This is a genomic window from Virgifigura deserti (genome assembly GCA_003576685.1).
Classification (GTDB): domain Bacteria; phylum Pseudomonadota; class Alphaproteobacteria; order Dongiales; family Dongiaceae; genus Virgifigura; species Virgifigura deserti.
The window spans coordinates 146493-170778 of the sequence record QOZR01000006.1; the positions used below are offsets into that span (position 1 = coordinate 146493).

The 24286-nt window shown below is 66.9% G+C and carries 23 protein-coding genes and 1 tRNA gene; 10 read left to right on the plus strand and 14 right to left on the minus strand.

Translation table 11 applies throughout. The features are described 5' to 3' along the window. The first annotated feature begins 183 nt into the window (after window positions 1-183). Both DT069_RS12215 and DT069_RS12220 read left to right on the plus strand, forming a co-directional pair. Window positions 184-1485 (plus strand): UbiH/UbiF/VisC/COQ6 family ubiquinone biosynthesis hydroxylase, encoded by a 1302-nt coding sequence (locus DT069_RS12215; protein WP_119460758.1) that lies wholly within the window; start codon window positions 184-186, stop codon window positions 1483-1485. A 126-nt stretch (window positions 1486-1611) separates the two neighbouring features. After that, on the plus strand, window positions 1612-2163 hold the full coding sequence (locus DT069_RS12220) for a phasin family protein (protein WP_119460583.1): 552 nt from the start codon (window positions 1612-1614) through the stop codon (window positions 2161-2163). Window positions 2164-2212: 49 nt separating this feature from the next. Here DT069_RS12220 and DT069_RS12225 read toward each other — a convergent pair whose 3' ends face one another. The 6 genes from DT069_RS12225 to DT069_RS12250 form a co-directional block, all read right to left on the minus strand. Continuing rightward, window positions 2213-2635: a thioesterase family protein gene (locus tag DT069_RS12225; protein WP_119460584.1), complete on the minus strand. Its 423-nt coding sequence runs from the start codon at window positions 2633-2635 to the stop codon at window positions 2213-2215. Window positions 2636-2744: 109 nt separating this feature from the next. Then, window positions 2745-3152 (minus strand): gamma-butyrobetaine hydroxylase family protein, encoded by a 408-nt coding sequence (locus tag DT069_RS12230; RefSeq protein WP_119460585.1) that lies wholly within the window; start codon window positions 3150-3152, stop codon window positions 2745-2747. 21 nt (window positions 3153-3173) lie between these two features. Next, a complete protein-coding gene (locus tag DT069_RS12235) occupies window positions 3174-3368 on the minus strand; it encodes a Trm112 family protein (protein WP_119460586.1) in 195 nt (64 codons plus the stop codon). Between the two features lie 47 nt (window positions 3369-3415). Continuing rightward, complete coding sequence (locus tag DT069_RS12240) at window positions 3416-4078, minus strand: LON peptidase substrate-binding domain-containing protein (RefSeq protein WP_119460587.1); 663 nt, start codon at window positions 4076-4078, stop codon at window positions 3416-3418. A 7-nt stretch (window positions 4079-4085) separates the two neighbouring features. Continuing rightward, the gene (gene trxA / locus DT069_RS12245) at window positions 4086-5033 is read right to left on the minus strand and encodes a thioredoxin (protein WP_425450187.1); all 948 of its coding nucleotides are present in this window, start codon (window positions 5031-5033) and stop codon (window positions 4086-4088) included. An 87-nt stretch (window positions 5034-5120) separates the two neighbouring features. Further along, window positions 5121-5654, minus strand: coding sequence for a prolyl-tRNA synthetase associated domain-containing protein (locus DT069_RS12250; RefSeq protein ID WP_119460759.1), 534 nt, complete (start codon window positions 5652-5654; stop codon window positions 5121-5123). Window positions 5655-5818: 164 nt separating this feature from the next. On the opposite strand from DT069_RS12250, the gene DT069_RS12255 reads away from it, so the two are divergent. Further along, window positions 5819-5893 (plus strand) — tRNA-Gly (locus DT069_RS12255). Between the two features lie 53 nt (window positions 5894-5946). Here DT069_RS12255 and DT069_RS12260 read toward each other — a convergent pair. Then, window positions 5947-6672 carry a class I SAM-dependent methyltransferase gene (locus tag DT069_RS12260; protein WP_425450188.1) on the minus strand — a complete coding sequence of 242 codons (726 nt, stop codon included), beginning with the start codon at window positions 6670-6672 and terminating at the stop codon, window positions 5947-5949. A 170-nt stretch (window positions 6673-6842) separates the two neighbouring features. Between DT069_RS12260 and DT069_RS12265 the strand changes: the two genes are divergently transcribed. The 3 genes from DT069_RS12265 to DT069_RS12275 all read left to right on the plus strand — a co-directional run bounded on the left by DT069_RS12265 (window position 6843) and on the right by DT069_RS12275 (window position 7963). Next, complete coding sequence (locus DT069_RS12265; protein WP_119460589.1) at window positions 6843-7169, plus strand: hypothetical protein; 327 nt, start codon at window positions 6843-6845, stop codon at window positions 7167-7169. 218 nt (window positions 7170-7387) lie between these two features. Then, window positions 7388-7663 carry a hypothetical protein gene (locus DT069_RS12270; RefSeq protein WP_119460590.1) on the plus strand — a complete coding sequence of 92 codons (276 nt, stop codon included), beginning with the start codon at window positions 7388-7390 and terminating at the stop codon, window positions 7661-7663. 75 nt (window positions 7664-7738) lie between these two features. After that, window positions 7739-7963, plus strand: coding sequence for a hypothetical protein (locus DT069_RS12275; protein ID WP_119460591.1), 225 nt, complete (start codon window positions 7739-7741; stop codon window positions 7961-7963). Between the two features lies 1 nt (window position 7964). Here the strand turns inward: DT069_RS12275 and DT069_RS12280 are convergent, their stop codons facing one another. Then, a complete protein-coding gene (locus tag DT069_RS12280) occupies window positions 7965-8414 on the minus strand; it encodes a DUF2383 domain-containing protein (RefSeq protein ID WP_119460592.1) in 450 nt (149 codons plus the stop codon). 121 nt (window positions 8415-8535) lie between these two features. Beyond that, complete coding sequence (locus DT069_RS12285; RefSeq protein ID WP_119460593.1) at window positions 8536-8901, minus strand: hypothetical protein; 366 nt, start codon at window positions 8899-8901, stop codon at window positions 8536-8538. A gap of 275 nt (window positions 8902-9176) precedes the next feature. Here DT069_RS12285 and DT069_RS12290 point away from each other — a divergent pair, with 275 nt between their 5' ends. Further along, window positions 9177-14054 carry an NAD-glutamate dehydrogenase gene (locus DT069_RS12290; RefSeq protein ID WP_119460594.1) on the plus strand — a complete coding sequence of 1626 codons (4878 nt, stop codon included), beginning with the start codon at window positions 9177-9179 and terminating at the stop codon, window positions 14052-14054. On the opposite strand, the gene DT069_RS12295 is transcribed toward DT069_RS12290, so the two are convergent. Then, window positions 14055-14369: a YbjQ family protein gene (locus DT069_RS12295; RefSeq protein WP_119460761.1), complete on the minus strand. Its 315-nt coding sequence runs from the start codon at window positions 14367-14369 to the stop codon at window positions 14055-14057. A 139-nt stretch (window positions 14370-14508) separates the two neighbouring features. Here DT069_RS12295 and DT069_RS12300 point away from each other — a divergent pair, with 139 nt between their 5' ends. Beyond that, window positions 14509-15783: an MFS transporter gene (locus tag DT069_RS12300; protein WP_119460595.1), complete on the plus strand. Its 1275-nt coding sequence runs from the start codon at window positions 14509-14511 to the stop codon at window positions 15781-15783. Here the strand turns inward: DT069_RS12300 and purH are convergent. The 4 genes from purH to DT069_RS12320 form a co-directional block, all read right to left on the minus strand. Next, window positions 15780-17390, minus strand: coding sequence for a bifunctional phosphoribosylaminoimidazolecarboxamide formyltransferase/IMP cyclohydrolase (gene purH / locus DT069_RS12305; protein WP_119460596.1), 1611 nt, complete (start codon window positions 17388-17390; stop codon window positions 15780-15782). The two genes, DT069_RS12300 and purH, sit on opposite strands and share 4 nt — an antisense overlap. 13 nt (window positions 17391-17403) lie before the next feature. Beyond that, window positions 17404-19389, minus strand: a complete 1986-nt coding sequence (locus DT069_RS12310) for a polysaccharide biosynthesis protein (RefSeq protein ID WP_119460597.1) — start codon at window positions 19387-19389, stop codon at window positions 17404-17406. A gap of 108 nt (window positions 19390-19497) precedes the next feature. Further along, complete coding sequence (locus DT069_RS12315) at window positions 19498-20505, minus strand: MraY family glycosyltransferase (RefSeq protein WP_119460598.1); 1008 nt, start codon at window positions 20503-20505, stop codon at window positions 19498-19500. 63 nt (window positions 20506-20568) lie between these two features. Further along, a complete protein-coding gene (locus DT069_RS12320; RefSeq protein WP_119460762.1) occupies window positions 20569-21537 on the minus strand; it encodes a C45 family autoproteolytic acyltransferase/hydrolase in 969 nt (322 codons plus the stop codon). A 144-nt stretch (window positions 21538-21681) separates the two neighbouring features. On the opposite strand from DT069_RS12320, the gene DT069_RS12325 reads away from it, so the two are divergent. Continuing rightward, window positions 21682-23061, plus strand: a complete 1380-nt coding sequence (locus tag DT069_RS12325) for a nucleotide sugar dehydrogenase (RefSeq protein WP_425450189.1) — start codon at window positions 21682-21684, stop codon at window positions 23059-23061. Window positions 23062-23102: 41 nt separating this feature from the next. Next, the gene (locus DT069_RS12330; RefSeq protein WP_119460600.1) at window positions 23103-24260 is read left to right on the plus strand and encodes a benzoate/H(+) symporter BenE family transporter; all 1158 of its coding nucleotides are present in this window, start codon (window positions 23103-23105) and stop codon (window positions 24258-24260) included. Window positions 24261-24286 lie beyond the last annotated feature (26 nt).

The window sequence follows — 24286 nt, forward strand, 5'->3', positions numbered from 1 at the left end:
CCGCCGCCGCGGCAGAAAGGCGGGGTTTCATGCGATTCCGCGGATGCGTCGACTGTCAGTCTCAGCGGCCGGATTGCCTATTTCGCAGGCAGAAATGTTGCTTCGCACAATTTTTATGCACACCCGGTTCTGCTGGATGGACTTCGACTGGACAAGCTCGCGCGCGGCTAGGATGCTATGCGGATGGTCACGAACCCGGAACAACACGATCTCATCCAAACGGTGACGGCCGACGTCGCCATTATCGGCGGCGGCATGGTCGGGATGACGCTCGCCGTCGCCCTCGCCGATGCCGGGATCGCGGTCGCCCTGGTCGATGCGCAGGCCGCGCCGGAACGGACGGCGACGAGCTATGACGGCCGCAGCTCGGCGATCGCCTTCGGTTCGCAGCAGGTCCTGGCCGGCATCGGCGTCTGGCCGGGGATGGCGGCGGAAGCGCAGCCGATTCTCGATATCCGCGTCTCTGATGGCGATGCCCGGGGCCGCACCTCGCGCCTCTTCCTCCATTACGACCATCGGGACCTCGCCGGTGGTGACGCCGATGCGCCGCCCTTCGGCCATATCATCGAGAATCAGGTGATCCGTCGGGCGCTGCTCGACCGGCTCGCCGCCCTCCCCACCGCTCGCCATCTGGCGCCGGCCCGCATCGCCGGACTGGCGCGCACCGCCGGCGGCGTCCGCGTCGCGCTGTCGCCGAATCCCACCGGCGTGACGGAGATCGCCGCCACTCTCGCCATCGGCGCCGACGGCCAAGGCTCACCGGTCAGAGCCCTGGCGGGGATCCGGGTGACGGATTGGAGCTACCCGCAGACCGGTATCGTCTGCACGGTGGCGCATGAGAAACCGCATCATGGCGTCGCGCACGAGCATTTCCTGCCCTCCGGCCCGTTCGCCATGCTGCCGATGGTCCCTGACCAGGAGGGCCGAAACCGGTCGTCCATCGTCTGGACGGAGCGGCGCGCCCCGGCACGGACGATGATGGCGCTGGACGCGGACGCGTTCGCGGCGGAGATCGAGCATCGCTTCGGCGATTCGCTGGGTCGGCTACGGCCCGTCGGCGGCCGCTGGGCCTATCCGCTTCGTCTGCTGCATGCGGAGCGCTATGCCGACGACCGGCTGGCGCTCGTCGGCGACGCGGCGCATGCGATCCATCCGATCGCCGGCCAGGGGCTGAATCTCGGCCTCCGGGACGTGGCGGCATTGGCCGAGGCGCTCGTCGATGCGCGCCGGCTTGGGCTTGACATCGGTGCGGCTGACGTGCTCGAGCGCTATGAGCGCTGGCGGCGGTTCGACACACTCGTGCTGATGGCCGTGACCGATGGCCTGAACCGCCTGTTCTCGAACGATCTGCTGCCGCTCCGCTTGGCCCGGGACCTCGGGCTGGCGGCGGTCAACCGGCTGCCGTCGCTGAAGCGGGTGCTGATGCGCCATGCGATGGGGACCGCCGGTGAGTTGCCGCGACTGGTACGCGGCGAGCCGCTCTAGCTATTTAGCTATTTGGCGCTGCACGGCCACGCTGGAACCAGGTTCTGTCGCCCGGTGTTCGCTCCGGTTCGGCAATGCGCCGAACGCTCCAGCAGACGAAGCTCCTGTGGAAAGGAAATATGAAGAATGGCCGCAAGGACCGCGCAACGGGCTGCCAAGATCGCGGGCGACGTCTGGTCGTCGAACACGCTGGCGACGCAGACGGCCCTCGATCTCTGGGCAATGACGACGGCCGGCCTGGCGACGATCGGCTATCGCCTGCCGATGATCGCGCAAGCGCTGGCGACGCCGGGTGATGCCGACCATCGCGAGCTTCACCGAATGGGCTTCGAAAAGCTGGAGGCCGCGACCGATTCAGGGCAGGCGCTGGCGCGCGGCTGGACGGCGATGCAGCGCTCCCTGACCGATGGGATGATTGATCAGACGCGTCTGGCGACCCGGTGTTTCGCTGCCGTGCTGCATTGCCGTACCACCGGCCAAGCCGCTGCAACCCAGCAGCGCTATGCCCAGGCAAGCATCGAGTCCGGGTTTGCGGTCGGGATACGGCTCACCGAACTGACGGTCCGCATGACGGCCACGGCGCTCGACCCACTGCACAGCCGTGCGACGAAGAACGCCCGCCGTCTGGCGCGGGCGGCCGCCCGCGCGGAGCGCGCGGCACCGATCGCCGCCGCTTGAGCAGAATGTCGCGGCATTGGTTCTTCAGGGCGCCGGCAATTGCCGCCGTCTAGCTGCTATGTCTGGGGCGCGCCCGGGGCTTGCTCTTAGTCGCCAAACGCTGATCGAGCCGGCGGAGATCGACGGCCATTCTCTCGTGAGTGCCGCACCCGATCTCTTCGGTCTCGTCGCTCGCGGTCACTTTAAATTCGATTCGCCGCCCCTCGACCTTGGTCACCTCGGCCTCGGCACGCACCTGATGTCCGACGGGTGTTGCCGCGAGATGCCGCACGTCGACCGCTGTGCCGACCGCGCTTTCATCGGTGTCCAGGAACGGGCGGATCGCGTTGAGCGCCGCATTCTCCATCATCATGATCATGACCGGCGTCGCCAGAACGGGCGGGAGCATCGCGTCCTTGAACTGGTTGGCAAGATGCTCGGGTGCGACAGCCAGCGTAAACGTTCCCTTGGCTCCCAGCGGTATCGGGCGCATGCGGTTCCCTCCGGTCTCGCCTTTGCTCGATGAGCGGGCGTGCTTGCCGACGGTCTGCGGGTTCCCCCGGTTCGAAGCAGGCCCAGAGCACGATCCGAGATATCGGCGATCAGCGGCGCTTCGGCTCGCGCGACAGGCCGCGTTCCTCCAGCGCTTTCAGATAGGCCTCCCAGAGCTCCGTCTGCCGCTCGCCGAGTTGGTAGAGATAGGCCCAGGAATAGATGCCAGTGTCGTGCAGGTCGTCGAAGCGAATCCGGATCGCGTAATTGCCGACCGGCTCGATGCCGAGAATGCCGACATGGGCGCGGCCAGGGACGAGCTGCTTCTGGCCGGGTCCATGGCCCTGAACCTCGGCCGACGGGCTCTCGACCCGCAGCAGCTCGGCGGGATAACGGTAGGTGACGCCGTTGTCGAAATCGATCTCCAGCACCTTCTCCGCCTGCTTCAGGCGAACCTCGGTCGGCCAGTGCGCGGCGCCGAACGGCTTCTCCGATCCGCTGTCCGAGTCCGTGCTCATGAATCCGTGCTCATCGGTCGATCAGGGCGTTTCGTCGAGCGGCCGGGCCTCGTCGATCAGCATGATCGGGATGCCGTCGCGGATGGGATAAGCGAGCCCGGCCTGCCGGCTGATCAGCTCCTGCGCCTCGGCATCGTAGATCAGCGCCCCTTTGGTCACCGGACAGACCAGAATCTCCAGCAGCTTCGGATCGACCGTACTTCTCCGTTCACTCATCACACCCCCAGATCCCGTCCACGGATTACACCGGGAAACAACCGAACTCAGTGACGCAACACATCACTCGCGGCGCTGTTCAGCACCGCCATCTCCATCAGCGCGGTCATCTTGCGACAGCGCTCGGTCAGGTCCGGCGATTCGAGCAGCGCCTGCTTCTCGCTCGGCTCGAACGGGCAGATCATCGCGAGCGAGGTGACGAGCTTCTCGTCGGCCGTCTCCTCGATCGCTTCCCAATCGACGGCGAGGCTCTGCAGCGCGAAGTAGGCCTTCAGCGCATTGCACAGCCGGGTCCGGTCGATCACGGCCTTCGCCTCCGCCTCCAGATCCGCCCGATAGGGCTCGAAGCGCGGCACCACCCGCCGATAGCCGCGATGGAGCGGCAGTTCCTCGGCCACGTCGAACCGGCAGAGCCCGGTCAGCGTGATCAAATAGCGCCCGTCGTCCGTCTCGGCGAAGGAGGTGATCCGCCCGGCGCAGCCGGTCGGGTAGACCGGCGGCGACGCGGCGTCGGAGTCGGACGCCGTCGGCTGGATCATGCCGATGATCCGCTCGCCGGCAAGCGCATCGGACGTCATGTCGAGATAGCGCGGCTCAAAGATGTTGAGCGGCAGCTTGCCTCCGGGCAGCAGCAGAACGCCCGCGAGCGGAAAGATCGGCAGCGTGGCCGGCAGATCGTCGAAGCGCGGGTCGAAAGGCCCCCGACTCATCGGAAACTCATGAGAACATGAGGGATGACAGCCGGCGCCGCGCCGACAGAGTCAGCGGGTCCGTCGGCCCGAGGGCCTCGAACAGCTTGACCAGCTGCTTGCGGGCCGCCTGATCGTTCCAGTTGCGGTCGCGCCGGAACAGCTCGAGCAGCTCGTCCACCGCCGTCTCCTGTTCGCCCTGGGCATAGAGCGCCACCGCCAGGTCGTAGCGCGCCTGATGATCGTTCGAGTTCTGCCGCAGGCGTTCGGCCAGTTCGGCCGACGCGCCGGAGGCCGCCGAGGCCTGCTCGGCCAGTTCGAGCGCGGTGCGCGCGGCCTGGACGTCGGCATTGCCCGCCTGGTCGGCTGGAACGCGGTCCAGCACCTGCTTCGCCATCTCGATATCGCCGGCCTGCAGATAGCAGCGGGTAAGCCCGGCCGCGGCCGGGGCGTTCTCCGAATCATGTGCCAGGACCTGACCGAACAGCGCGCTCGCCGTCCCGGTGTCGCCGGCCTCCAGCGCCGCCTTCGCCTGCTCCAGCGCCTGTTCGACTGGTGAGGGACCGGCCGCGCCGCCCGCCGCCTGCATGAGCCGCTGGACGAAGCTCTTGATCTGGCTCTCCGGCAGGGCGCCGACGAAGCCGTCGACGGGGCGGCCCTGATAGAAGGCATAAACCGCCGGAATCGACTGGATGCGCATCTGCGCTGCCAGCTCCTGGTTCTCGTCGATATTGACCTTGACCATGTGGACCGCGCCCTTGGCCTCGCGCACCGCCTTTTCCAGCGCCGGGCCGAGCTGCTTGCACGGGCCGCACCAGGGCGCCCAGAAATCGACGATGATGGGCGTCTGGGCCGAGGCGTCGATGACGTCGGCCATGAACTGCTCGGTATTGGTATCCTTGACGAGATCGCCGCCCGCCTGGCTCGTGCCCGGCGCGGTCATGCCGATGACTTGGTCCATGTCGATGTCTTTCATTCGAAAAAGCCTAATGCGTGATACATGGCGCGGGGGCGCCGTGCTGGCAAGTCTTGCGGGCTCTCCGGGGCCCAAGCCCTGCCGCGTTCAGGCGGTCGGGGGCGGCTCCGAAAAATCGAGAAGCCGCGGCTCGTGGCCGCAGGCGGCGAGGAAGATCAGCAGGTCGCCCGGTGCGATCGCCGTCGTCCGGTCGTTGGTCAGCGGATGACAGTTCATCGGGTCGAGCGCGAGCAGCGCCTTGTCGATCGCCACCCGCACGGCGCCGTCGCGGTCGTTGATGATCGCGAAGGGCGTCACCGCACCGGGCACGACGCCCAGATAGGTCATCAGCCGGTCCGGGCTGCCGAACGACAGCCGCCCGGCGCCCAGCCGCGCGCCCAGCTCCTTGAGGTCGATCGCCTGGTCCTCCTCCGCGACGACCAGCCACATCTCGCCCTTCTTGTTGCGCAGGAACAGGTTCTTGATATGCCCGCCCGGCAGCGTGCCGCGCAGCGCCTTCGCCTCCTCGACGGTGAAGACGGGCGGGTGCTCCACGGTGCTGGTGCGGATGCCGAGTTCGTCGAGCCGGGCGAACAGATCGGCGGCAGTAGCAGGCGTGCGGGCGGCTGTGACATCAGACATGCCCGGCACCATAGCCAAGGCGCGCCTGTTCCCTCAACCCCGAAGGATGGGCTTCCGCCGATGCGCGGTCCGCTTAACTGTGCTTGCAAATGCCGAAGCCATGGGTATTATCGGCGCCCGCGCGAGGGGCGCTGTTCAAGCCCTGGGCGCGCTTACCCATCCAAGCGGGCGTAGCTCAGGGGTAGAGCACAACCTTGCCAAGGTTGGGGTCGAGGGTTCGAATCCCTTCGCCCGCTCCAATTTCTCTCGGGGTCCATTCCGGACAAATCAATTACGGCTGCAACGGGGCGCCCTAGTCCCGGCGATCCCTCGCGACGAACAGGGCGGCACAGCCGACGATATCGATCTCGACGGATCGGAATCGCTGATCCAGCGCTGCCCGCAGGGCCTGAACGCTGTCGGCTTCGTTCGAGAATATGCCTTTCCGATTGTACGCCCGCATAAGGACGCGCGCGGCGGTGGAGCGTACAACGCCGATCCGCAAGAGCGTTGCGCCGAATATCACGCCGCCGGGCTGCAGCAGCGGCGCCAGATTGTCGAACACAACGGCCTTCTGCGCGATGCTGCCGGGCAGGCAGTGCAAGAGGTAGGTCAGCGCGATGGATTGGAATGCCGGAGCCTCGACGGCAACCGGTTTCAGGACGTCCGCTCGGAACTGCTCCGGCCGGTATCGCGCGATCCGACGCGATGCTGCCGCAAGCGAGCTCGGATTGAGATCCATCAGGCCGATTCGCGGCGCCAGACTCGGAAAGCGGCAGCGGTCGAGATACCAGCCGGTCCCGACGCCGACATCGAGGTGATTGTCGGTCACATACTGGTCGTAAAGCCGCAGGATGCGTCGGGTCGGACAGCGCCAGACCAAGGGGTTGGACAGCCCGAGGACGACCAGGTCGTAAAGCGCCAGGGTGGTCGGCGAGTAGATGGCTTGGCCCGCATAGGCCGGTTCGTGACGGCAGCCAGAGGTCCTCCGAGGCCCCTGATGTTCCGCTTCATCGACGTTTCGGCTTCTGATTGTCATCTGCCTTCTCATGACCGAAAGGACTTGGCCATGCAATGCCGAATGCCGTCGGACGGTCCAGCGCCGCTTGTCGCCGACTCGATTCCGCGCCGCCATTTGGAACCGACCCGGGGCTCTCGTGTTCCCAATCTTGGGTTCGGGAGCTGGGGACATTTTTGAGGAGGTTGGTGATGTTGAAGCTACTGTCGAGTGCAGCGGTTGCCCTGGTTCTGACGATTCCGGGCTGGGCGCAGGCGGCCGGCGAGTCCGACGCGACCGAGAAATCGAAGGTCGAGACTGGCAGCAGCGCAAGCGGCGAGATGAGCACCGGGACGGACGGCACGGCCGCTGCGGACACGAACACCGACGAGGAACTCAATCCGGAACAGGACGGCGACACGGCCGCGACTGATGAGGAGATCCCAGAAGTCTCCGAATCGCAGCCGGGCACGATCACCGGCGAGGACGTCCAGGTCGACGAGGACCAGCCGGATGCCGGTTCCGGCACGACCGACTAGCGGTCGGGCACCAGCAACCCGACCGGTGGAGGGCTGCTCCGGCGACAAGCAGGGGCAGCCCTCCCTCTCATAGTGAGACGCGGCGCGCCGACAAAGAGCTGGCGCGGCTGTCTGCCGGATCGTCGTTCGAATGTCCGCTTGGGAATTGTCCGCTCGGAACCTTGCCGTCCCGACGGGCGTTCCTTCTTTCAAGACTGTCCCAACAGCGCGCGGGATCGATGATGACAGGCTGCACCCTCATTGCACCGCTTCAGGCGTGCGATATCGTACGCGCCGCAGATCTGATGATCGGCAGGTATGGCCGTGACGCCGGCGCTCGCGCGGCGCGGCGCGTCCACCATCTGGAACGTCAGGGCCAGCGAACGGCGGCTGTGATCTGGGTGCGCATCGGCGAGGCTATCGAAACCGCACGGCGGATCGGCGAGACGCCCTGCGCACCGGATGTCATGCGCGATGGGCTGAGCCTTCAGACGCGGACCACGCACCGGCAGTAGGCGGTGCCGTCAAAAGACGGCTGCAACCGGCAGGAGCGGCGGCTTGCGGTCCCGGATCGTTGGGGAGGGCGCCGGATGGAGCCTCGACAGGAAGCCGCGCTCTACAGCCGCGATGTCTGGCTGCTCGCCGACCGGCTGATCGCCTGCCATGGCGCGACGGCCGCGATCCACGCTGCCGAACGCGCACAGACCCTCCTTGAAGAGAAGGAGATCTGCGCCGCTCTGTTCTGGCGTCAGACGATGAACGCAATACGCGACTGGTACCGCCCCGATCCGGGACCGCGCGAGCGACTCCATTAAATCAAAGCCGGTTAATGGCTTCTTCGATCCAGCTGCGGTGTCGGCGCTCATCGCAGAGATTGCGCTGCAGGACTTCGTTCGCGGCGGGCGTCTTGCTGCCGTGCCGGACGGCGCGCTCATAGGCGGTGTTGGTGTCGTCCTCGTTGGTCTTCATCGCCCTCAGGACCGCCTTGTCGCCGATCAGGTCCGCCAGCAGCACCTTGCCGGTCGTCAGCATCGATTTGGCGTCGCCCGCAGTGGCCGGCGTGCCGCCGAGGTCTCTGACGATCGCCGCCACCTCGCGCGTGTGCCGCTCATGGTCGGCCTGGAAAGCACGGAGCTGCTCCGCGTCGCTGCGCCTTTCCAGCCGGTCGACCGCCGCCTCATAGGCATCGATCGCATCGAAATCGAGCCGGATCAAGTTGTTCAACATGTCGATGAAGTCGGTTTCCGTTCCGACCGTCGTGACCATCGGTTGCCTCCAGCGCGCCGCTCGCCCCTTCCCGTGAACGCCCCACCTTGCCGGCAGTTCCCCCAAGAGGAGAGATGCTCGCGCTATCGGTCCGAGGAGACTGTGTCGGGTGCGGCTTCGATCAGGGTTGGACGACGGTCTCGTACAGGAGAAGCGCCGCCAGCAGCAACAGGCCGAGACAGGTCGTACGAATGATGTGGGTCGAACCGTTGCCCGTCGTCATCAGCGGGCGCCAGTGGGTATCCCGTCGCCGCTGCGCGGAACCACGCCGCCCGGAGCTCCGCCGTTCAGGGCCGGCGAAGATCGCGACATAATATCGTCCCCAGGGAGTGGGCAGGCCGAACTCCAGGTCGATCCGGTGGCGCTCCCGCTCGTGGCCCTGGCCGGCGGCGACGCGGATCGCCGCCTGCTGCGCCGGACTCAGCCCATCGCGGATCTCCGGCGGCAGGCGGCGCAGGAACAATTCGCCGCGGACCTCGTTCATCATCTCGACAGGGCTCCCTGCTCGCTGTCGGCGTTTCCGCGCCACGTCGGTACCGCTCGCATCATTCGTCCCAAACGCTGACGGCGGGATGCGAGCGCGCTTGTTTCCTGCTTATCATCGCCGCCGTTAAGAACCGCTTTATCGGCGGTGGCGTACCGGTCCTTCTACCAATCCTCGTACCGGTTCTTGTGTTAATCGGCCGATGGGGTAGCTTTGGTGGAAACGGCAGGCGGTCGGAATGGCGGGGGCCGCGCCCGCCCGGCTGAAGGGGAGACGAGATGCCGCTGAAGGCAGAGAAGATGAAGTCGGAGCTGATCGAGCGGGTGCTGCATGAGGTCGGCAGCCGGCTCGAGCGGGACCGGGCGAATGATATCGAACGGTTCATCCGCCAGTTTTACGCCAACGTGCCGCCGGACGATCTCGTCGGGCACGATCCCGACGACCTGTTCGGCGCGGCGGTATCCCTCTGGAACTTCGGGGCGCAGCGACGGCGCGGCACGGCCAAGGTGCGCGTCTACAACCCGCGGCTCGACGAACATGGCTGGCACAGCCCACACACAGTCGTCGAGATCGTCAATGACGATATGCCGTTCCTGGTCGATTCGGTGACGGCCGAGTTGAACCGGCGCGACCTCACCGTCTATCTCGTCATCCATCCGATCGTTCCGACGCAACGCGACGATGCCGGCCGTCTTCTCGGATTGGGCAACGCGAATGCCGCCGGTGGGGCGCCCGGTGGAGCACCCGGTGGGGCACCCGGGGGAGTCGCCGGCGAATCCTTCATGCAGGTCTGGATCAACGAGCAGTCGTCGGCCGAGAAGCTCGAAGGAATCCGCACGGCACTGGAGGGCGTGCTTGCCGACGTCCGCGTCGCCGTCGCGGACTGGCAGAAGATGCGCGACCGGGTGAGCGAGGTTCTCGCCGGGCTCGAGGCCGCGCCACCGCCGCTGCCGGAGGAGGAGATCGCCGAAGCGGCCGCCTTCCTCCAGTGGCTGAACGCCGATCATTTCACCTATCTCGGCTATCGCGAATACGACCTCTCCGGCGAGGGTGAGGCGGCAACGCTGTCGATCCGCGCAGGCAGCGGGCTCGGTATTCTACGCGACGACCGCGCCTCGATTTTCGACGGACTGCGGAACTTCGCGAAGCTGCCGCCGGAGGTTCGGCATTTCCTGCGGCAGTCACGACTGCTGATGGTGACCAAGGCGAACCGCCGGGCCACCGTTCACCGACCGATGCATATGGACACGATCGGCGTCAAGAAGTTCGACGAGGCCGGCCGGGTGGTCGGCGAGCGGTTGTTCGTCGGGCTCCTGACCTCCACGGCCTACAACCGCAGCTCTCGCGAGATTCCCCTGCTGCGCCGCAAGGTCGCGAACATCATCGCCCGCGCCGGCTTCGCGCCGTCGAGCCATGACGGCAAGGCGCTGACGCATATTCTCGAGACCTACCCGCGCGACGAGTTGTTCCAGATCTCCGAGGACGAGCTGCTCGAAACCGCGCTCGGTATCCTGCATCTGCAGGAACGCCAGCGGATCGCGCTGTTCACCCGCCGCGATCCGTTCGAGCGGTTCGTCTCCTGCCTCGTGTTCCTGCCGCGCGACCGCTACAACACGGATCTTCGGCTGCGCATCCAGGACATCCTGGCGCGCGCCTATAACGGCCGCGCGACCGCTTTCTTCACGCATATGGGGGACGGCCCGCTGGTCCGGCTGCATATCGTCGTGATGACGACGCCGGGCGCGATCCCCGACGTCGATCCGGCCGAGATCGAGCAGCGGCTGGTCGAGGTCGGCCGGTCCTGGGCCGATCATCTGCAGGACGCGCTGATCGAGGCGAAGGGCGAGGAGCAGGGGCTGCTGGCGCTGCGACGTTATGCCACCGCCTTCCCGATCGCCTATCAGGAGCGGTTCAGCGCGCACGCCGCCATCTTCGACATCGATCGGCTCGAGGAGGCGCTGGCGACCGACTCGATGACCATGAACCTGTTCCGGCCGGTCGAGGCGCCGGCGAACGAAATCCGGCTGAAGATCTACAATGTCGGCGGCCTGATCCCGCTGTCCGACGTCCTGCCGGTGCTCGAGCATATGGGGCTCAAGGTCGTCAGTGAGCTGCCCTACACCGTGCATCTGGCCGACCAGGACCGGACGCTGTGGATTCATGACTTCGCCATGGTGACGCCCGACGGCGCCGAGATCGACGTCGGCGCGGTCAAAGACAAGTTCCACGAGGCCTATGCTCGCAGCTGGTTCGGCGAGATGGAGGATGACGGCTTCAACCGCCTGGTGCTGCGCGCCGGTCTCGACTGGCGCGACGTGACGGTGATCCGGGCCTACAGCCGGTTCCTGCGCCAGGCCGGAATTCCCTTCAGCCTGGCCTATATGGAAGAAACCCTGGCCGACAACTGGCAGATCGCGAAGCTGCTGATCGATCTGTTCCGCACGCTGCTCGATCCCGCCAATCGCGGCGGCGCCGAGGCCCGCGCCGCCGCCATCGTCGCGGAGATCGAGAAGGGGCTCGATGCTGTCTCGAGCCTGGATGAGGACCGCATCCTGCGGCGATTCCTCAATCTCATCCAATCGACCCTGCGCACCAACTTCTTCCAGCGTGCCGCGGACGGCAAGTACAAGCCTTATCTGTCGCTGAAGTTCGATTCGCAGGCGATCGAGGATCTGCCGCTGCCGCGGCCGATGTTCGAGATCTTCGTCTACAGCCCGCGCGTCGAGGCCATCCATCTGCGCGGCGGCAAGGTGGCGCGCGGCGGCATTCGCTGGTCCGACCGGCGCGAGGATTTCCGCACCGAGGTTCTGGGCCTGATGAAGGCGCAGACGGTGAAGAACGCCGTCATCGTGCCGGTCGGCTCGAAGGGCGGCTTCGTCGTCAAGCGTCCCCTAACCGGCGGCAGTCGCGAGGCGCTGATGGCGGAGGTGGTCGCCTGCTATCAGACGATGATGCGCGGCCTGCTCGACCTGACCGACAATCTGGTCGGCGGCGTCGTCGTCCCGCCGCCTGAGCTGGTGCGCCGCGACGAGGATGACCCCTATCTGGTGGTCGCGGCCGACAAAGGCACGGCGACCTTCTCCGACATCGCCAACGGCATCGCCGAGGAGTACGGCTTCTGGCTCGGCGACGCCTTCGCTTCGGGCGGCTCGGCGGGCTATGACCATAAGAAGATGGGCATCACCGCGCGCGGCGCCTGGGAATCCGTCAAGCGGCACTTCCGCGAGATCGGGACGGACATCCAGACCCAGGACGTCACGGCGGTCGGCGTCGGCGACATGTCCGGCGACGTCTTCGGCAACGGCATGCTGCTGTCCCGGCACATCCGGCTGCTCGGCGCCTTCAATCACCTGCACATCTTCGTCGATCCGAATCCCGATGCCGAAACCGGCTGGCAGGAGCGCAAGCGGCTGTTCGATCTGCCGCGCTCGGCCTGGACCGATTACGACCCCGCGCTCATCTCGGCCGGCGGCGGCGTCTTCGACCGCAAGGCGAAGGCGATCAAGCTCACCCCGGAGATTCGGCAATGCTTCGGGATCGACCGCGACAGCGTGACGCCGAACGAACTGATCCGCGCAATCCTTCGCGCGCCCGTCGACCTGCTCTGGCTGGGCGGCATCGGCACCTATGTGAAGGCGAGCAGCGAAAGCCAGGCCGAGGCCGGCGATCGGAGCAACGACGCGGTGCGCGTCGACGGCGCCGAGCTGCGCTGCAAGGTGGTCGGCGAGGGGGCAAATCTCGGTTTCACCCAACGCGGCCGCATCGAGTACGCGCTTCAAGGCGGCCGGATCAACACCGATGCGATCGACAACTCGGCCGGCGTCGACTGCTCCGACCACGAGGTCAACATCAAGATTCCGCTCAACGAAGCGATGTCGGCCGGCGACATGACGCGCAAGCAGCGCGACAAGCTGCTGGAGGCGATGACCGAGGAGGTCGCGGCGCTGGTCCTGCGCCACAACTACCTGCAAAGCCAAGCGATCAGCGTCATCAAGGCGCAGGACTGGCTGCTGCTCGACCAGCAGGGCCGGTTCATGCGGGCGTTGGAGCGGGCGGACAAGCTCAACCGCGCCCTCGAGTTCCTGCCCAATGACGAGACCCTGTCCGAGCGCCTCGTGGCGCGGCAGGGGCTGACGCGCCCCGAGCTGGCGGTCCTGCTCGCCTATTCGAAGATCGCGCTCTATGAGGAGCTGCTGCCGTCGGACCTGCCCGACGATCCCCAGCTCGGCGACGATCTGATGCAGTACTTTCCCGCCCCGCTGCGCGAGACTTACGCCGAAGCCATCGCCGGGCATCGCCTGCGCCGGGAGATCATCGCGACGGTGGTGACGAACAGTCTGGTCAACCGCGTCGGTCCCACCTTCGTTCACGCGATGAAGGAGAAGACCGGCATGACCGCCTCCGACATCACCCGCGCCTATGCGATCACCCGCGGCACGTTCGAGTTGCGGCAGCTCTGGTCGGAGATCCAGGCGCTCGACACCCTCGTGCCGGCGCAGGTGCAGATCGCAATGCTGGTCGAGATCAACGCGGTAGCGGAGCGCGGCACTTTGTGGTTCCTGCGCACCGGCATTCAGCCCCTCGACATCGCCGCCAATATTGCCGCCTGCAGTGCCGGCATCGCCGAGCTTTCCAACTGTCTCGGCGAGATTACGACCGATGCCGACCGCGAGGCGATCGCGCAGCGGACGGAAGCCTATGTCGAGGACGGCGTGCCCGAGGCTCTGGCCCGTCGCGTCACCAGCCTGCATCTGCTACCCCCCGGGCTGGACATCGTGCGGATCGCCCAGGCGGCTGCCCTCTCCGTCACCGAAGTCGGGCGCACCTATTTCGCGGTCGGCGAGCGCTTCGGGTTCGACTGGCTGCGCGGCGCGGCCGCGAGCGTCGGCGCCAGCGACAATCACTGGCAGCGCATGGCGGTCGCCGCGATCGTTGAGGATCTCTACGGCCATCAGAAGGAGCTGACCCAGCGGGTTATGGAATCGGCCAATGGCGCGGCGGCCGGAAACGGCGCGATCGGGGCCTGGGTCGATCAGCGCGGAACCGCGGTCCATCGGATGGAATCGCTGTTCGCCGATCTGCGCCAAGCCGGCAGCATCGACCTGTCGATGCTGGCCGTCGCCGACCGTCAGCTGCGGAGCTTGATCAGCGGGTAGTTATGCGACCCGAACCGCGGTGCCGGTGGCGCTGACCATCAGCATGCTCTCACCGACCGCCTCGTAATCGAGATCGACGCCGACGATGGCGTTGGCGCCGAGCTGCTCGGTCTCGGCGATCATGTCGTCCAGCGCCGCCTGCTTGGCGGCGCGCAACGCCTTTTCATAGCCGCCGGCCCGGCCGCCGATGACATCGCGGACCCGCGCGAAGACATCGCGGAACATGTTGGCGCCGACGATCGCGTCGCCGCTGACGATTCCGTAATGGGTTTCGATCATCTTGCCTTCGATAGACGGCGTCGTCACAGTCAGCACGGCCAATCCTCCTGTTTGATTCGGTTGCGGATGTTAATGCCTGGGGTGATTTTCATGCGAGTCGGACCTCGTCCTTCGGCAGGCTCAGGACGAGGGACGTCCTCATGGTGAGCCTGTCGAACCATGTGTTTGTCGAAGCATGAGGGCCGAAGCCGGATCTCCCGGCCCCCTGGCGCTGGCGTCCTGGTGCGTCTTCGACTGGGCCAACTCCGCCTTTCCGACGGTCATCACGACCTTCCTGTTCAGCGCCTATTTCATCGGCTATGTCGCTGACGATCCGGTCACCGGCACTGCCCTCTGGGGCCAGATGGCGAGCCTCGCCGGGCTGGCCATCGCCATCGCCAGCCCGGTGCTGGGCGGCATCGCCGACCAGGGCGGCCGCCGCAAGCCGTGGCTGGCCATGTTCGGTCTTCTCTCCGTTCTCGCCACCGCCGCGCTCTGGTTCGTGCGGCCCGAGCCGGAGGACGTCGTCTTCGCCCTCGTCGTCGCCGGGATCGCCACCTTCGCCTTCGAGCTCGCTTCCGTCTTCTACAACGCGATGCTGCCGGACCTCGTGCCGAACGACCGGCTCGGCCGTCTCTCCGGCTGGGGCTGGGGGCTCGGCTATGCCGGCGGACTCGCCTGCCTGGTGCTCGGTCTCCTCATCTTCGTCCAGCCGGAGCAGGCGCCCTTCGGACTCGACAAGGACACGGCCGAGCATGTCCGCGCCGTAGCGCCGCTGGTCGCGGTCTGGTTCGCCGTCTTCGCGCTGCCGCTGTTCCTGTTCACGCCCGACCGACCGGGAACGGCCATGCCTCCCGCCTTGGCGGTCCGGAACGGGCTGTCCTCGCTGGCCCACACGCTGCGCCAGCTTCCGCGGCATCGCAACGTCGCGAAGTTCCTGATCGCCAAGATGATCTATATCGACGGGCTCAACACGCTCTTCGCCTTCGGCGGGATCTATGCGGCGGGCAGCTTCGGCATGTCGCTTCAGGAGGTAATGGTCTTCGGCATCCTGCTGAACGTCACCGCCGGCCTCGGCGCCGCGCTGTTCGCCTGGGTCGATGACTGGATCGGCGCGAAGCCAACGATCGTGATCGCGCTCATCGCGATGAGTGCGCTCGGTGCGGCCATCCTCCTGGTCGAGAGCAAGGCGGCGTTCTATGCGTTCGGGCTCGGCATTGGCATCTTCGTCGGCCCGACGCAGGCCGCCAGCCGCTCGCTGATGGCACGGCTCGCGCCGCCGGATCTGCGCACGGAGTTCTTCGGGCTCTATGCCTTCGCCGGCAAGGCCACCGCCTTCCTCGGCCCTGCCGTGCTCGGCTGGGCCACCTTCGCCTTCGACAGCCAGCGCGCCGGCATGGCGACCATCCTGCCGTTCTTCGTCGTCGGCCTGTTGCTGCTCCTCTCGGTGAGAGAGCCGCGCTCCGATTAATGCCGGAAGTGCCGCATCCCGGTGAAGACCATCGCGAGGCCGGCGGCGTCGGCGGCGGCGATCACTTCCTCGTCGCGTAAGGAGCCGCCGGGCTGGATCACGGCGGTAGCACCCGCTTCCGCCGCCGCGATCAGCCCGTCGGCGAAGGGGAAGAAGGCGTCCGAGGCGACGACGGAGCCTTTCGCGAGACTGTCGGACTGGCCCGCGGCTGTCGCCGCGGCTTGCGCCTTCCAGGCGGCGATCCGGGCGGAGTCGACGCGGCTCATCTGGCCGGCGCCGATGCCGACGGTGGCGCCGTCGCGGGCATAGACGATCGCGTTCGACTTCACATGCTTCGCCACGGTGAAGGCGAACAGCAGATCGGCGCGCTCCCGCTCGCTCGGCGCGCGCTTCGTCACGACCTTCAGCGCTGTCGGATCGACCCGCCCGTTGTCGCGGCCCTGCAGCAGATAGCCGCCGGTCAGCGAGCGCACCGTCACGCCGGGCGCGGTCGGATCGGGCATGCCGCCCGACTCCAGGAGGCGCAGGTTCTTCTTGCCGGCCAGAAGCTCGCGCGCCCCGGCGCTCACTCCCGGCGCGATCACCACCTCGGCGAACAGGCTCGCGAGCGCTTCGGCCGTCGCCGCGTCAAGCGGCCGGTTGACGGCGATGATGCCGCCATAGGCGCTGACCGGGTCGCAGGCCAGCGCGCGCGCATAGGCCTCGGCCAGGCTGTCGGCGACCGCGACGCCGCAGGGGTTCGCATGCTTGATGATCGCGACCGCCGGGCGGTCGAACTCGGCCACCAGCTCGAACGCCGCGTCGGTGTCGTTCAGATTGTTGAAGCTGAGTTCCTTGCCTTGAAGCTGGGTCGCCGTGCCGACGCCAGGCCGCCGGCCGCCCGGCTCGCTCGCCGCATAGAACGCGGCCTGCTGATGCGGGTTCTCGCCGTAGCGCAGCATCTGCCGGCGAACGCCGGTGAAGGCCAGCCGCTGCGGGAAGGTCTCGCCCTCCTGCCCGGCCATCCCCTCCTGGGCCATCCATCGGGCGATCGCTGCGTCATAGGCGGCGGTACGGGCGAAGGCGGCGGCGGCCAGGCAGCGGCGCAGGGCCATGGTCGTCATGCCGCCTTGTTCCCGCATCTCGGCCATCACCGTGTCATAGTCCGCCGGGTCGGTGACCACGGTCACGAAAGGGTGGTTCTTCGCCGCCGCACGGATCAGGGCCGGTCCGCCGATATCGATGTTCTCGATACATGTTTCCCGATCCTTGCCGGCGGCGACCGTCGCCTCGAAGGGGTAGAGATTGACGACCACGAGATCGATCGCGGCGATGTCGTGCTCGGCCATGGCGGTCTCATGGTCGGCGCGGTCGCGGCGGGCCAGGATGCCGCCATGAATCGTCGGATGCAGCGTCTTCACGCGGCCGTCCATGATCTCCGGGAAGCCGGTGTGGTCGGAGACCTCGGTGACCGGAATGCCGGCCTCGCGAAGTTCGCGCGCCGATCCGCCGGTCGACAGGATCTCGATACTGCTTTCGGCGAGAAACCGGCCGAGGGGGACGAGCCCCGTCTTGTCGGAAACTGAAATCAGGGCGCGGGCGATCGGTTGCGGCTCTATTACGCTCATCGGTATCCTCGAATCAGGAAGCGGCGGCAGCCGGGAGCGCCGTCGCCGTCGTCTCATACTCTGGAACGAGGCGTTGCAGAAGAGACAGCACCTGCTCGCCCCGGCTGGCAGCCGCCGCCTCCGCCAGCTCGTCGAGCGCGCTGCGCAGAAGCTTCCAGTCGGCGGTGCGCGGACCGGCGAGCAGGATTCCGGGCAGCGGCGTCGGTGCCAGCGCCTCGCCGGCGTGGAACAGCTCCTCGGTCAGCTTCTCGCCCGGCCGCAGGCCAATGAACCGGATCTCGACGTCGATCTCCGGCTGCTTGCCCGAGAGACGGATCATCTGCCGCGCCAGATCGAGCACCTTCACGGGCTCGCCCATGTCGAGCACGAAGATCTTGCCGCTGTCCGGCGTGCCGGTCACACCGGTCACAAGGCCGCTTCCCAAGGCCGTGGCCTGCAGGACGAGCTCCACGGCCTCGCGGGTCGTCATGAAATAGCGCATCATCTCGGGGTGGGTGACGGTCAGCGGCCCGCCCTCGGCGAGCTGCTGCTGGAACAGCGGGACGACCGATCCCGTCGAGCCCAGGACGTTGCCGAACCGCACCGTGATATAGCGCGTTCCGCCACGCTGCGTCTCGCCCGACGACCGTTCTGAGCGCGACCGCTCGGCGATGTCGAGCGCCTGGCAGTAGCTCTCGGCCAGCCGCTTGGTCGCACCCAGCACGCTGGTCGGGTTGACGGCTTTATCGGTCGAGATCAGCACCATCGCGGCGACGCCCGTGGCGCGGCAGGACTCGGCGACGTTGCAGGTTCCCATCACATTGGTCAGGGTCGTCTCCGCCGGGTTCAGCTCGGCCATCGGCACATGCTTCAGCGCCGCCGCGTGGAAGACCAGATCGGGACGTTCGGCAAGCATGACCTGATCGATGCGCACGCGGTTGCGGATATCGGCTAGGATCGCGCTGCTGCTCAGCGCCGGCCGGCGCTGGCGCAGGTCCCGGTCGATCTCGTAAAGCAGAAACTCGGCATGGTCGAGCAGCGTGATATGGGCCGGCTCGAACCCGGCGATCTGACGGACCAGTTCGCTGCCGATCGACCCGCCCGCACCGGTCACGAGGACGCGGCGGCCGGCCACCAGACGCCGCATCGGCTCGCGGTCGAGCACGGTTCGCGGGCGGCCGAGCAGATCCTCGACGGCGACGGGCTTCATCTGCAGCGGAGTCTCGGCGCCGTCCCCGTTCTTCAGTTCAGTCAGTCGCGGCAGCCGGGCGAGCGTCATGCCGTTCGCCTCGGCCAGATCCAGCAGGTGCCGAAGCTGTTCCGGCTCGATCGTCGGTCTGGTGATGACGAAGCGCTGCGGCATTCGGCCGCTGCGGCGCAGGGAGTCGATCACCGACTGTGCCGAAGCCAGGCTGCCGGCGACGGCGACACCGTGGATGCATTGACCGATGCGGCTGGCCTTGTCGCCGATGATGCCGACGACCTGAAACGGCGCCGTCCTGTCGCGCGCCATCTCGCGAATGAAGGATTCTGCGGGATGGCCGGCGCCGATCAGCAGGACGGGAACGCGCATCGGATCGCCGCGCTCCAGCACATGCGTCAGATTGCCGTCCTTGACGATCCGGTAGATGAAGCGAGGCGCCCCCAGCAGGAACATCAGGACGAACCAATTGATCACCAGGACCGAACGCGGCATCGCCTCGAGGCGCGTAACCAGGAACATGAGCGGCAGGAAGATCAGGATCGTCAGCGTCACCGCCCGGCTGATCGCGAGCAGGTCGTTCATCGAGGCATAGCGCCAGACGCCGCGATACAGGCCCATCCACCAGAAGACGGTGACTGCAACGGTGGTGAATATCACCGTGCCGATCAGCAGGGACTCGCCGGCATAGTCCAGCATCTCGCCGCCGAGCCGAAGCTGCAGCGACAGGAGGAACGATGCCGCAGCCATGAACGCGTCGTGCAGGAAGGCGATCTCGGCACGTGCCGAAAGCGTCGGAAACTTGATTCTACGGCCCATCCTGTGCCCTCTGACTGCGCAAGACGATAACACAGCGACTCCGATGCGCCATCACCCTGTCGATTCCGGCGAGCTCGAGCGTAATGGGGCACCGGTTCGCCGTTCGGGTCATGATGCCGCTTCTGCCCGTCGTTCCCGCGACAGATAGCGCAGCAGCAGCGCGACCGTCGCCGCGGCGCCGAGAACGCCGGCGACAGGCTCGCCGCGCGCCGCGCCGAGCGCGAGCAGGATCAGCACGAGGTTGGCGATCAGCACCGCGCGCATCACTTGGGCGTGGCCGAGGCCGTTTCGCACCGCCTGTTGATAGAAATGTTGCGCGTGCGGCTCGAAGATCCGTTCGCCGCGCGACAGGCGGCGCAGCAGCGTCCAGGTCGCGTCGGTCAGATAATAGGCGGGAAGGATCAGCGCGACCGCCCAAGCGCCGGACGCGGAAACCTCCAGCAGCAGCCAGCCCAACAGATAGCCGAGCGGCACGCTGCCGACATCGCCGAGGAACAGCTTCGCCGGCGGCCAGTTCCAGAGCAGGAAGCCGATCGCGGCGGCGGCGAGGGTAAGGCCGAGCGGCGCGGCGGCACCCGGCCAGCTGGTGATCAGGGCGATCAGCGCCACCCCGCCGCCTATGCATGCGGCTTCCGTCCCCGCCATGCCGTCGATCCCGTCCATGAAATTGAACAGGTTGACGAACCAGAGCCAGAGGAGCGCCGCGGCGAGGTGATCGAGCCACAGCGGGAGATAGCCCTGAAAGACGGGCTCTGCCCCGCCCATCATGGCGAGGCCGAGGATTACCGCCACAAGCTGCGCGGCGAAACGCACCGCAGGCCCGAGCCGGCGCAAATCGTCGATCCAGGAGACGGCGGCGAGCAACAGCGCCCCGACCAGAACGGCGGCGAGCGCCGGCGACGCATCGGTCCCCAAGGCGATGATCGTCCAGGCGGGCAGCAGGATTCCGATCACCGCGAGACCGCCGCCGCGCGGCGTCGGGACCGCATGATTGCTGCGATGGTTGGGATGATCGAGAATCGCGTGACGGCGCAGCAGTCGCAGGACCAGGCCGGTGGTCATGCCGGTCGCTGCAAGCACGATCAGAAAAGCGACGGCGAGCCATGTCCAAGTCATGGGGTCGTTATAATTGCCATCGACGGCAAGTTCTAGAATCCGTTCCCAAAATGGCCCGTCGAATCAGACGGGAAGCGCCCGCGCACTTTCCTCGAAGATGTCGAACGATTGCGCCCACGCAGGTCGGCCGGGCCAAAGATATTCGAGCGTGCCTTGCGCAGCATAGTATATCGCCGTGTAAAGCGTACCGAGCCCTTCGAGATAATCCGTGCGATAGAGCGGCGGTCGATGGAAGGCTTCCACGAACGCCTTCACGGAGGTGCCCGGAGCGGTAAGCAGGGATTCAAGGGCTGCTGCCCGCTGAAGCGTTTGATTGAACCGGGCGGCCTCCGGCCATTCCACCGCGCACTGGTGATTGGTCGTAATCGGGAGGCGACGGACGATGGTCTCGCGGTCCGGAGACAGATACACCACGACGTAGTCTCCGCTGCGGTCGAGGATCAGGACGTTCTGTACCATCGCACAAGGCAGCCGTCGCAGTGCGGAAACCGCCTCGGCCGTCGTAGCGCAGCATTCCAAGACGTAGCGCAGAAGGATCGGGATGCCGAACCCGTCGCCATGGGCTTGCCGTCCGCCGAAGGTAAGGGCCACCACCAAGCCGGCTTCGTTCATGCCATCAAGGACACCGGACAACGCCTCCGATGTCGCCACGACACGTCCGTGATGCCCGACCCAGCGGCTTAAGAGCACCGTTCCCTCGAAGAAGGAGGGCGTGAAGTCATAGTTCCGGACCAGTATCGGCTCGGCGGTCGGCGCGACGGCAATGCTGCATCCGGTGATGACAGAAGGCGGCCGGTACTGACTGAGGAACCGCCACGCAATCTCGTCCTCGCCGGACAAGGCGGAGAGTTGCTCGAACACGGGCAACAATTCCGGCATGTGGGTGCGCAACGCGCCGCGGCACTCGGCAAAGCTCGGTCTTGCGTCGAGAGCATCGCGCAGATACCACGCGCGATAGCGCGGCCATAGCGTTGTGAAACGCTGCTGCCATTTGACGCTTGGCACGGCCTCGCTGATGGCGGTCAGTTCCATGGCGCGATTCTGGGCGGTTGCGCTTGCCGTCATTAGAGCAGACCGAAACCCCTGCCGCCAAGGCGCGCCAAGAGTCGCGAGCGCGGTTGACTTCACCGGACGGCTGGGGGAAAGAAGGCAGCCAGATTGTCGAGGCCGCGTTTCATGAACACTACTGTCCGCCCTTCTGCCACAATGAGTGACGCCGGGAACGATACCAGCGCCGACACCACAGCGATTGCTGTGATCGGCCTCGGCTATGTCGGATTGCCGTTGGCCGTCGCCGCGGCACAGTCGGAAAACGGGCCGGTCGTTGGCTACGACATCAATGCGGAGCGCGTCGCGGCGCTGAAGGCGGGCCTTGACCACACCGGACAGGTGGACGAGGCGACGCTGAAGTCCTGCGGGCTCGTTTTGACCGACGATCCGGCGAGCCTGATCGGCGCGGGCCTTTATATCGTCACCGTGCCGACACCCGTCGATGCGGCGAAGCAGCCGGATCTTCGGCCCCTGCAGGCCGCTTGCCAGACGGTGGGCGAGGTGCTCGGCCGCGCGCCGGTCGGTGCGATGGCGCCGATCGTCGTTTTTGAAAGCACCGTCTATCCGGGCGTGACCGAAGAGATCTGCGGGCCCGCGCTCGAAGCCGCGTCAGGTCTTCGGGCGGGCCGCGACTTCTTCCTCGGCTACTCGCCGGAGCGGATCAATCCGGGCGACCGATTCCATACGATCGATCGCATCATCAAAGTCGTGGCCGGGCAGACCCCGGAGGTTGCCGACCGGCTCGCCGCGCTGTACGGCCGCATCACGTGCGCCGGCGTCTATGTCGCGCGCGATATTCGCACCGCGGAGGCGGCGAAGGTGATCGAGAACGCCCAGCGCGACATCAACATCGCCTTCATCAACGAGGTCGCGATGATCTTCGGTCGCCTCGGCCTCTCGGTCTATGACGTGCTCGAGGCGGCGCGGACGAAGTGGAACTTCCTCGATTTCCGCCCTGGCCTTGTCGGCGGCCACTGCATCGGCGTGGATCCGTTCTATCTCGCCCATTGCGCCCAGGCGCTCGGCCATGATCCCGAGATCATTCTCGCCGGCCGCCGGATCAATGACGGCATGGGCGATTATCTGGCCGGGTGGATCGCCAACCATGTCGCGAGCCTGAGGCCGCGACCGGGCCGAACGCCGCGAACGCTCGTGCTCGGCGTCACCTTCAAGGAGAATCTGCCCGATCTCCGGAACTCGAAGGTGATCGATCTGGTGCATGGGCTGATGGAGCGCGGCCATGCGGTCGACGTCCATGACAGCTGGGCCGACCCGGCGGAGGCCGCCGCGATCTATGATCTCACGCTGCGGCCGACGCTGCCGGAATCAGGCGCTCCCGATGGCGGTTACGACTGCATCGTCGGTGCCGTTGCGCACGACGCCTATCGCGCCTTCACGACCGAGACCTTCGCCGCCCTCTTGCGGCCCGGCGGCGGCATCGCCGACATCAAGGGGATATGGCGCGATGTCGAGCTGCCCGCGGGACTGCACCGCTGGCAGCTTTAGGCAGCGTTCCGCTCGGCGCTTCGATGAAGAAGTGTCGGTGAATGTCGGTTGTGATGTCCGCCATTGTCGCGGCGCTTGTCGGTTTCGGCGGAACGGTGGCGCTCATCGTCGCCGCGGCGCAGGCGGTCGGCGCCGATATGGCGCAAACCTCGTCCTGGGTCGCGGCGCTATGTCTCGCCATCGCAGCGACGAGCGGATATCTCAGCCTTCGCCATCGCATTCCCATCATCGCGGCTTGGTCGACGCCGGGCGCGGCGCTGATCGCCGCCTCGGCCGGGGGCATCGCCTTTGATGCGGCGGTCGGCGCGTTTCTCTTCTCCGGCACGCTGATCGTCCTCACGGCCGCGTTCCGGCCGATCGGCGATCTCATCGCCCGCATCCCGACCTCCGTCGCCGCCGCCATGCTGGCCGGCGTGTTGCTCCGGTTCGTCATCGCCGTCTTCGAGGGCGTGCAGACGGCGCCGGAACTGGTGCTGCCGCTCGTCGGCCTCTTCCTCGTCGTGCGGCTCGTCAGCCCATCCGCCGCCGTTCTGACGGTCCTGGGCATCGGTGTGCTTCTGGCGTTCTCGCTCGGCCTTACCGGGCCGCTGCCGAGCGACGCCGCGCTGTCGACGCTCGCCTTCGTCACGCCCGTCTTCGAGCCGTCCGCCCTGATCGGCCTGGGGCTTCCGCTGTTCCTGGTGACGATGGCGTCGCAGAACCTGCCCGGCTTCGCGGTGCTGCGCGCGGCCGGCTATCCCGTTCCGTCGCGCTCCATTCTCGCCGCCACCGGAATCGCATCAGTCGTGACGTCGCCGTTCGGCGCCCACACCAGCAACCTCGCCGCGATCACCGCATCCATCTGTACCGGCCCCGACGCCCATCCGGACAAGGAGAAGCGGTGGCGCACCGGTCCGGTATATGCGCTCTGCTATGTCGCGCTTGCGGGCTTCGGCGCGTCGCTGGTCGCCCTGTTCGAAGCCATGCCGGCCGCCCTGATCACCACGGTCGCGGGCACTGCGCTGGTCGGGCCGCTGGTGGGCGCGATGGGTTCGGCCCTGGCGGAGGAGAAGGAGCGCTTCGCCGCCGTTCTCACTCTTGCCGTCACGGCCTCCGGCCTCTCCATTCTCGGGATCGGCTCCGCATTCTGGGGGCTCGTCGCCGGCTTGGCCGCGCTGGGTTTGGACGCCATGCTGCGGCGGGCGAGATCCGCGGCCTGAAGTCTGGTGCGTGCGACCGGCTGCGC

What these genes read in the sequence shown, in the direction of transcription:
- DT069_RS12275 (WP_119460591.1), top strand. Translation starts at nt 7,739, where the DNA reads ATGGAGCCTCGACAGGAAGCCGCGCTCTACAGCCGCGATGTCTGGCTG.
- DT069_RS12270 (WP_119460590.1), top strand. Translation starts at nt 7,388, where the DNA reads ATGATGACAGGCTGCACCCTCATTGCACCGCTTCAGGCGTGCGATATC.
- DT069_RS12280 (WP_119460592.1), bottom strand. Translation starts at nt 8,414, where the DNA reads ATGGTCACGACGGTCGGAACGGAAACCGACTTCATCGACATGTTGAAC.
- DT069_RS12310 (WP_119460597.1), bottom strand. Translation starts at nt 19,389, where the DNA reads ATGGGCCGTAGAATCAAGTTTCCGACGCTTTCGGCACGTGCCGAGATC.
- purH (WP_119460596.1), bottom strand. Translation starts at nt 17,390, where the DNA reads ATGAGCGTAATAGAGCCGCAACCGATCGCCCGCGCCCTGATTTCAGTT.
- DT069_RS12225 (WP_119460584.1), bottom strand. Translation starts at nt 2,635, where the DNA reads ATGCGCCCGATACCGCTGGGAGCCAAGGGAACGTTTACGCTGGCTGTC.
- DT069_RS12300 (WP_119460595.1), top strand. Translation starts at nt 14,509, where the DNA reads ATGAGGGCCGAAGCCGGATCTCCCGGCCCCCTGGCGCTGGCGTCCTGG.
- DT069_RS12215 (WP_119460758.1), top strand. Translation starts at nt 184, where the DNA reads ATGGTCACGAACCCGGAACAACACGATCTCATCCAAACGGTGACGGCC.
- trxA (WP_425450187.1), bottom strand. Translation starts at nt 5,033, where the DNA reads ATGAAAGACATCGACATGGACCAAGTCATCGGCATGACCGCGCCGGGC.
- DT069_RS12315 (WP_119460598.1), bottom strand. Translation starts at nt 20,505, where the DNA reads ATGACTTGGACATGGCTCGCCGTCGCTTTTCTGATCGTGCTTGCAGCG.
- DT069_RS12235 (WP_119460586.1), bottom strand. Translation starts at nt 3,368, where the DNA reads ATGAGTGAACGGAGAAGTACGGTCGATCCGAAGCTGCTGGAGATTCTG.
- DT069_RS12250 (WP_119460759.1), bottom strand. Translation starts at nt 5,654, where the DNA reads ATGTCTGATGTCACAGCCGCCCGCACGCCTGCTACTGCCGCCGATCTG.
- DT069_RS12260 (WP_425450188.1), bottom strand. Translation starts at nt 6,672, where the DNA reads ATGACAATCAGAAGCCGAAACGTCGATGAAGCGGAACATCAGGGGCCT.
- DT069_RS12320 (WP_119460762.1), bottom strand. Translation starts at nt 21,537, where the DNA reads ATGGAACTGACCGCCATCAGCGAGGCCGTGCCAAGCGTCAAATGGCAG.
- DT069_RS12220 (WP_119460583.1), top strand. Translation starts at nt 1,612, where the DNA reads ATGGCCGCAAGGACCGCGCAACGGGCTGCCAAGATCGCGGGCGACGTC.
- DT069_RS12325 (WP_425450189.1), top strand. Translation starts at nt 21,682, where the DNA reads ATGAACACTACTGTCCGCCCTTCTGCCACAATGAGTGACGCCGGGAAC.
- DT069_RS12230 (WP_119460585.1), bottom strand. Translation starts at nt 3,152, where the DNA reads ATGAGCACGGACTCGGACAGCGGATCGGAGAAGCCGTTCGGCGCCGCG.
- DT069_RS12285 (WP_119460593.1), bottom strand. Translation starts at nt 8,901, where the DNA reads ATGATGAACGAGGTCCGCGGCGAATTGTTCCTGCGCCGCCTGCCGCCG.
- DT069_RS12265 (WP_119460589.1), top strand. Translation starts at nt 6,843, where the DNA reads ATGTTGAAGCTACTGTCGAGTGCAGCGGTTGCCCTGGTTCTGACGATT.
- DT069_RS12290 (WP_119460594.1), top strand. Translation starts at nt 9,177, where the DNA reads ATGCCGCTGAAGGCAGAGAAGATGAAGTCGGAGCTGATCGAGCGGGTG.
- DT069_RS12240 (WP_119460587.1), bottom strand. Translation starts at nt 4,078, where the DNA reads ATGAGTCGGGGGCCTTTCGACCCGCGCTTCGACGATCTGCCGGCCACG.
- DT069_RS12330 (WP_119460600.1), top strand. Translation starts at nt 23,103, where the DNA reads ATGTCGGTTGTGATGTCCGCCATTGTCGCGGCGCTTGTCGGTTTCGGC.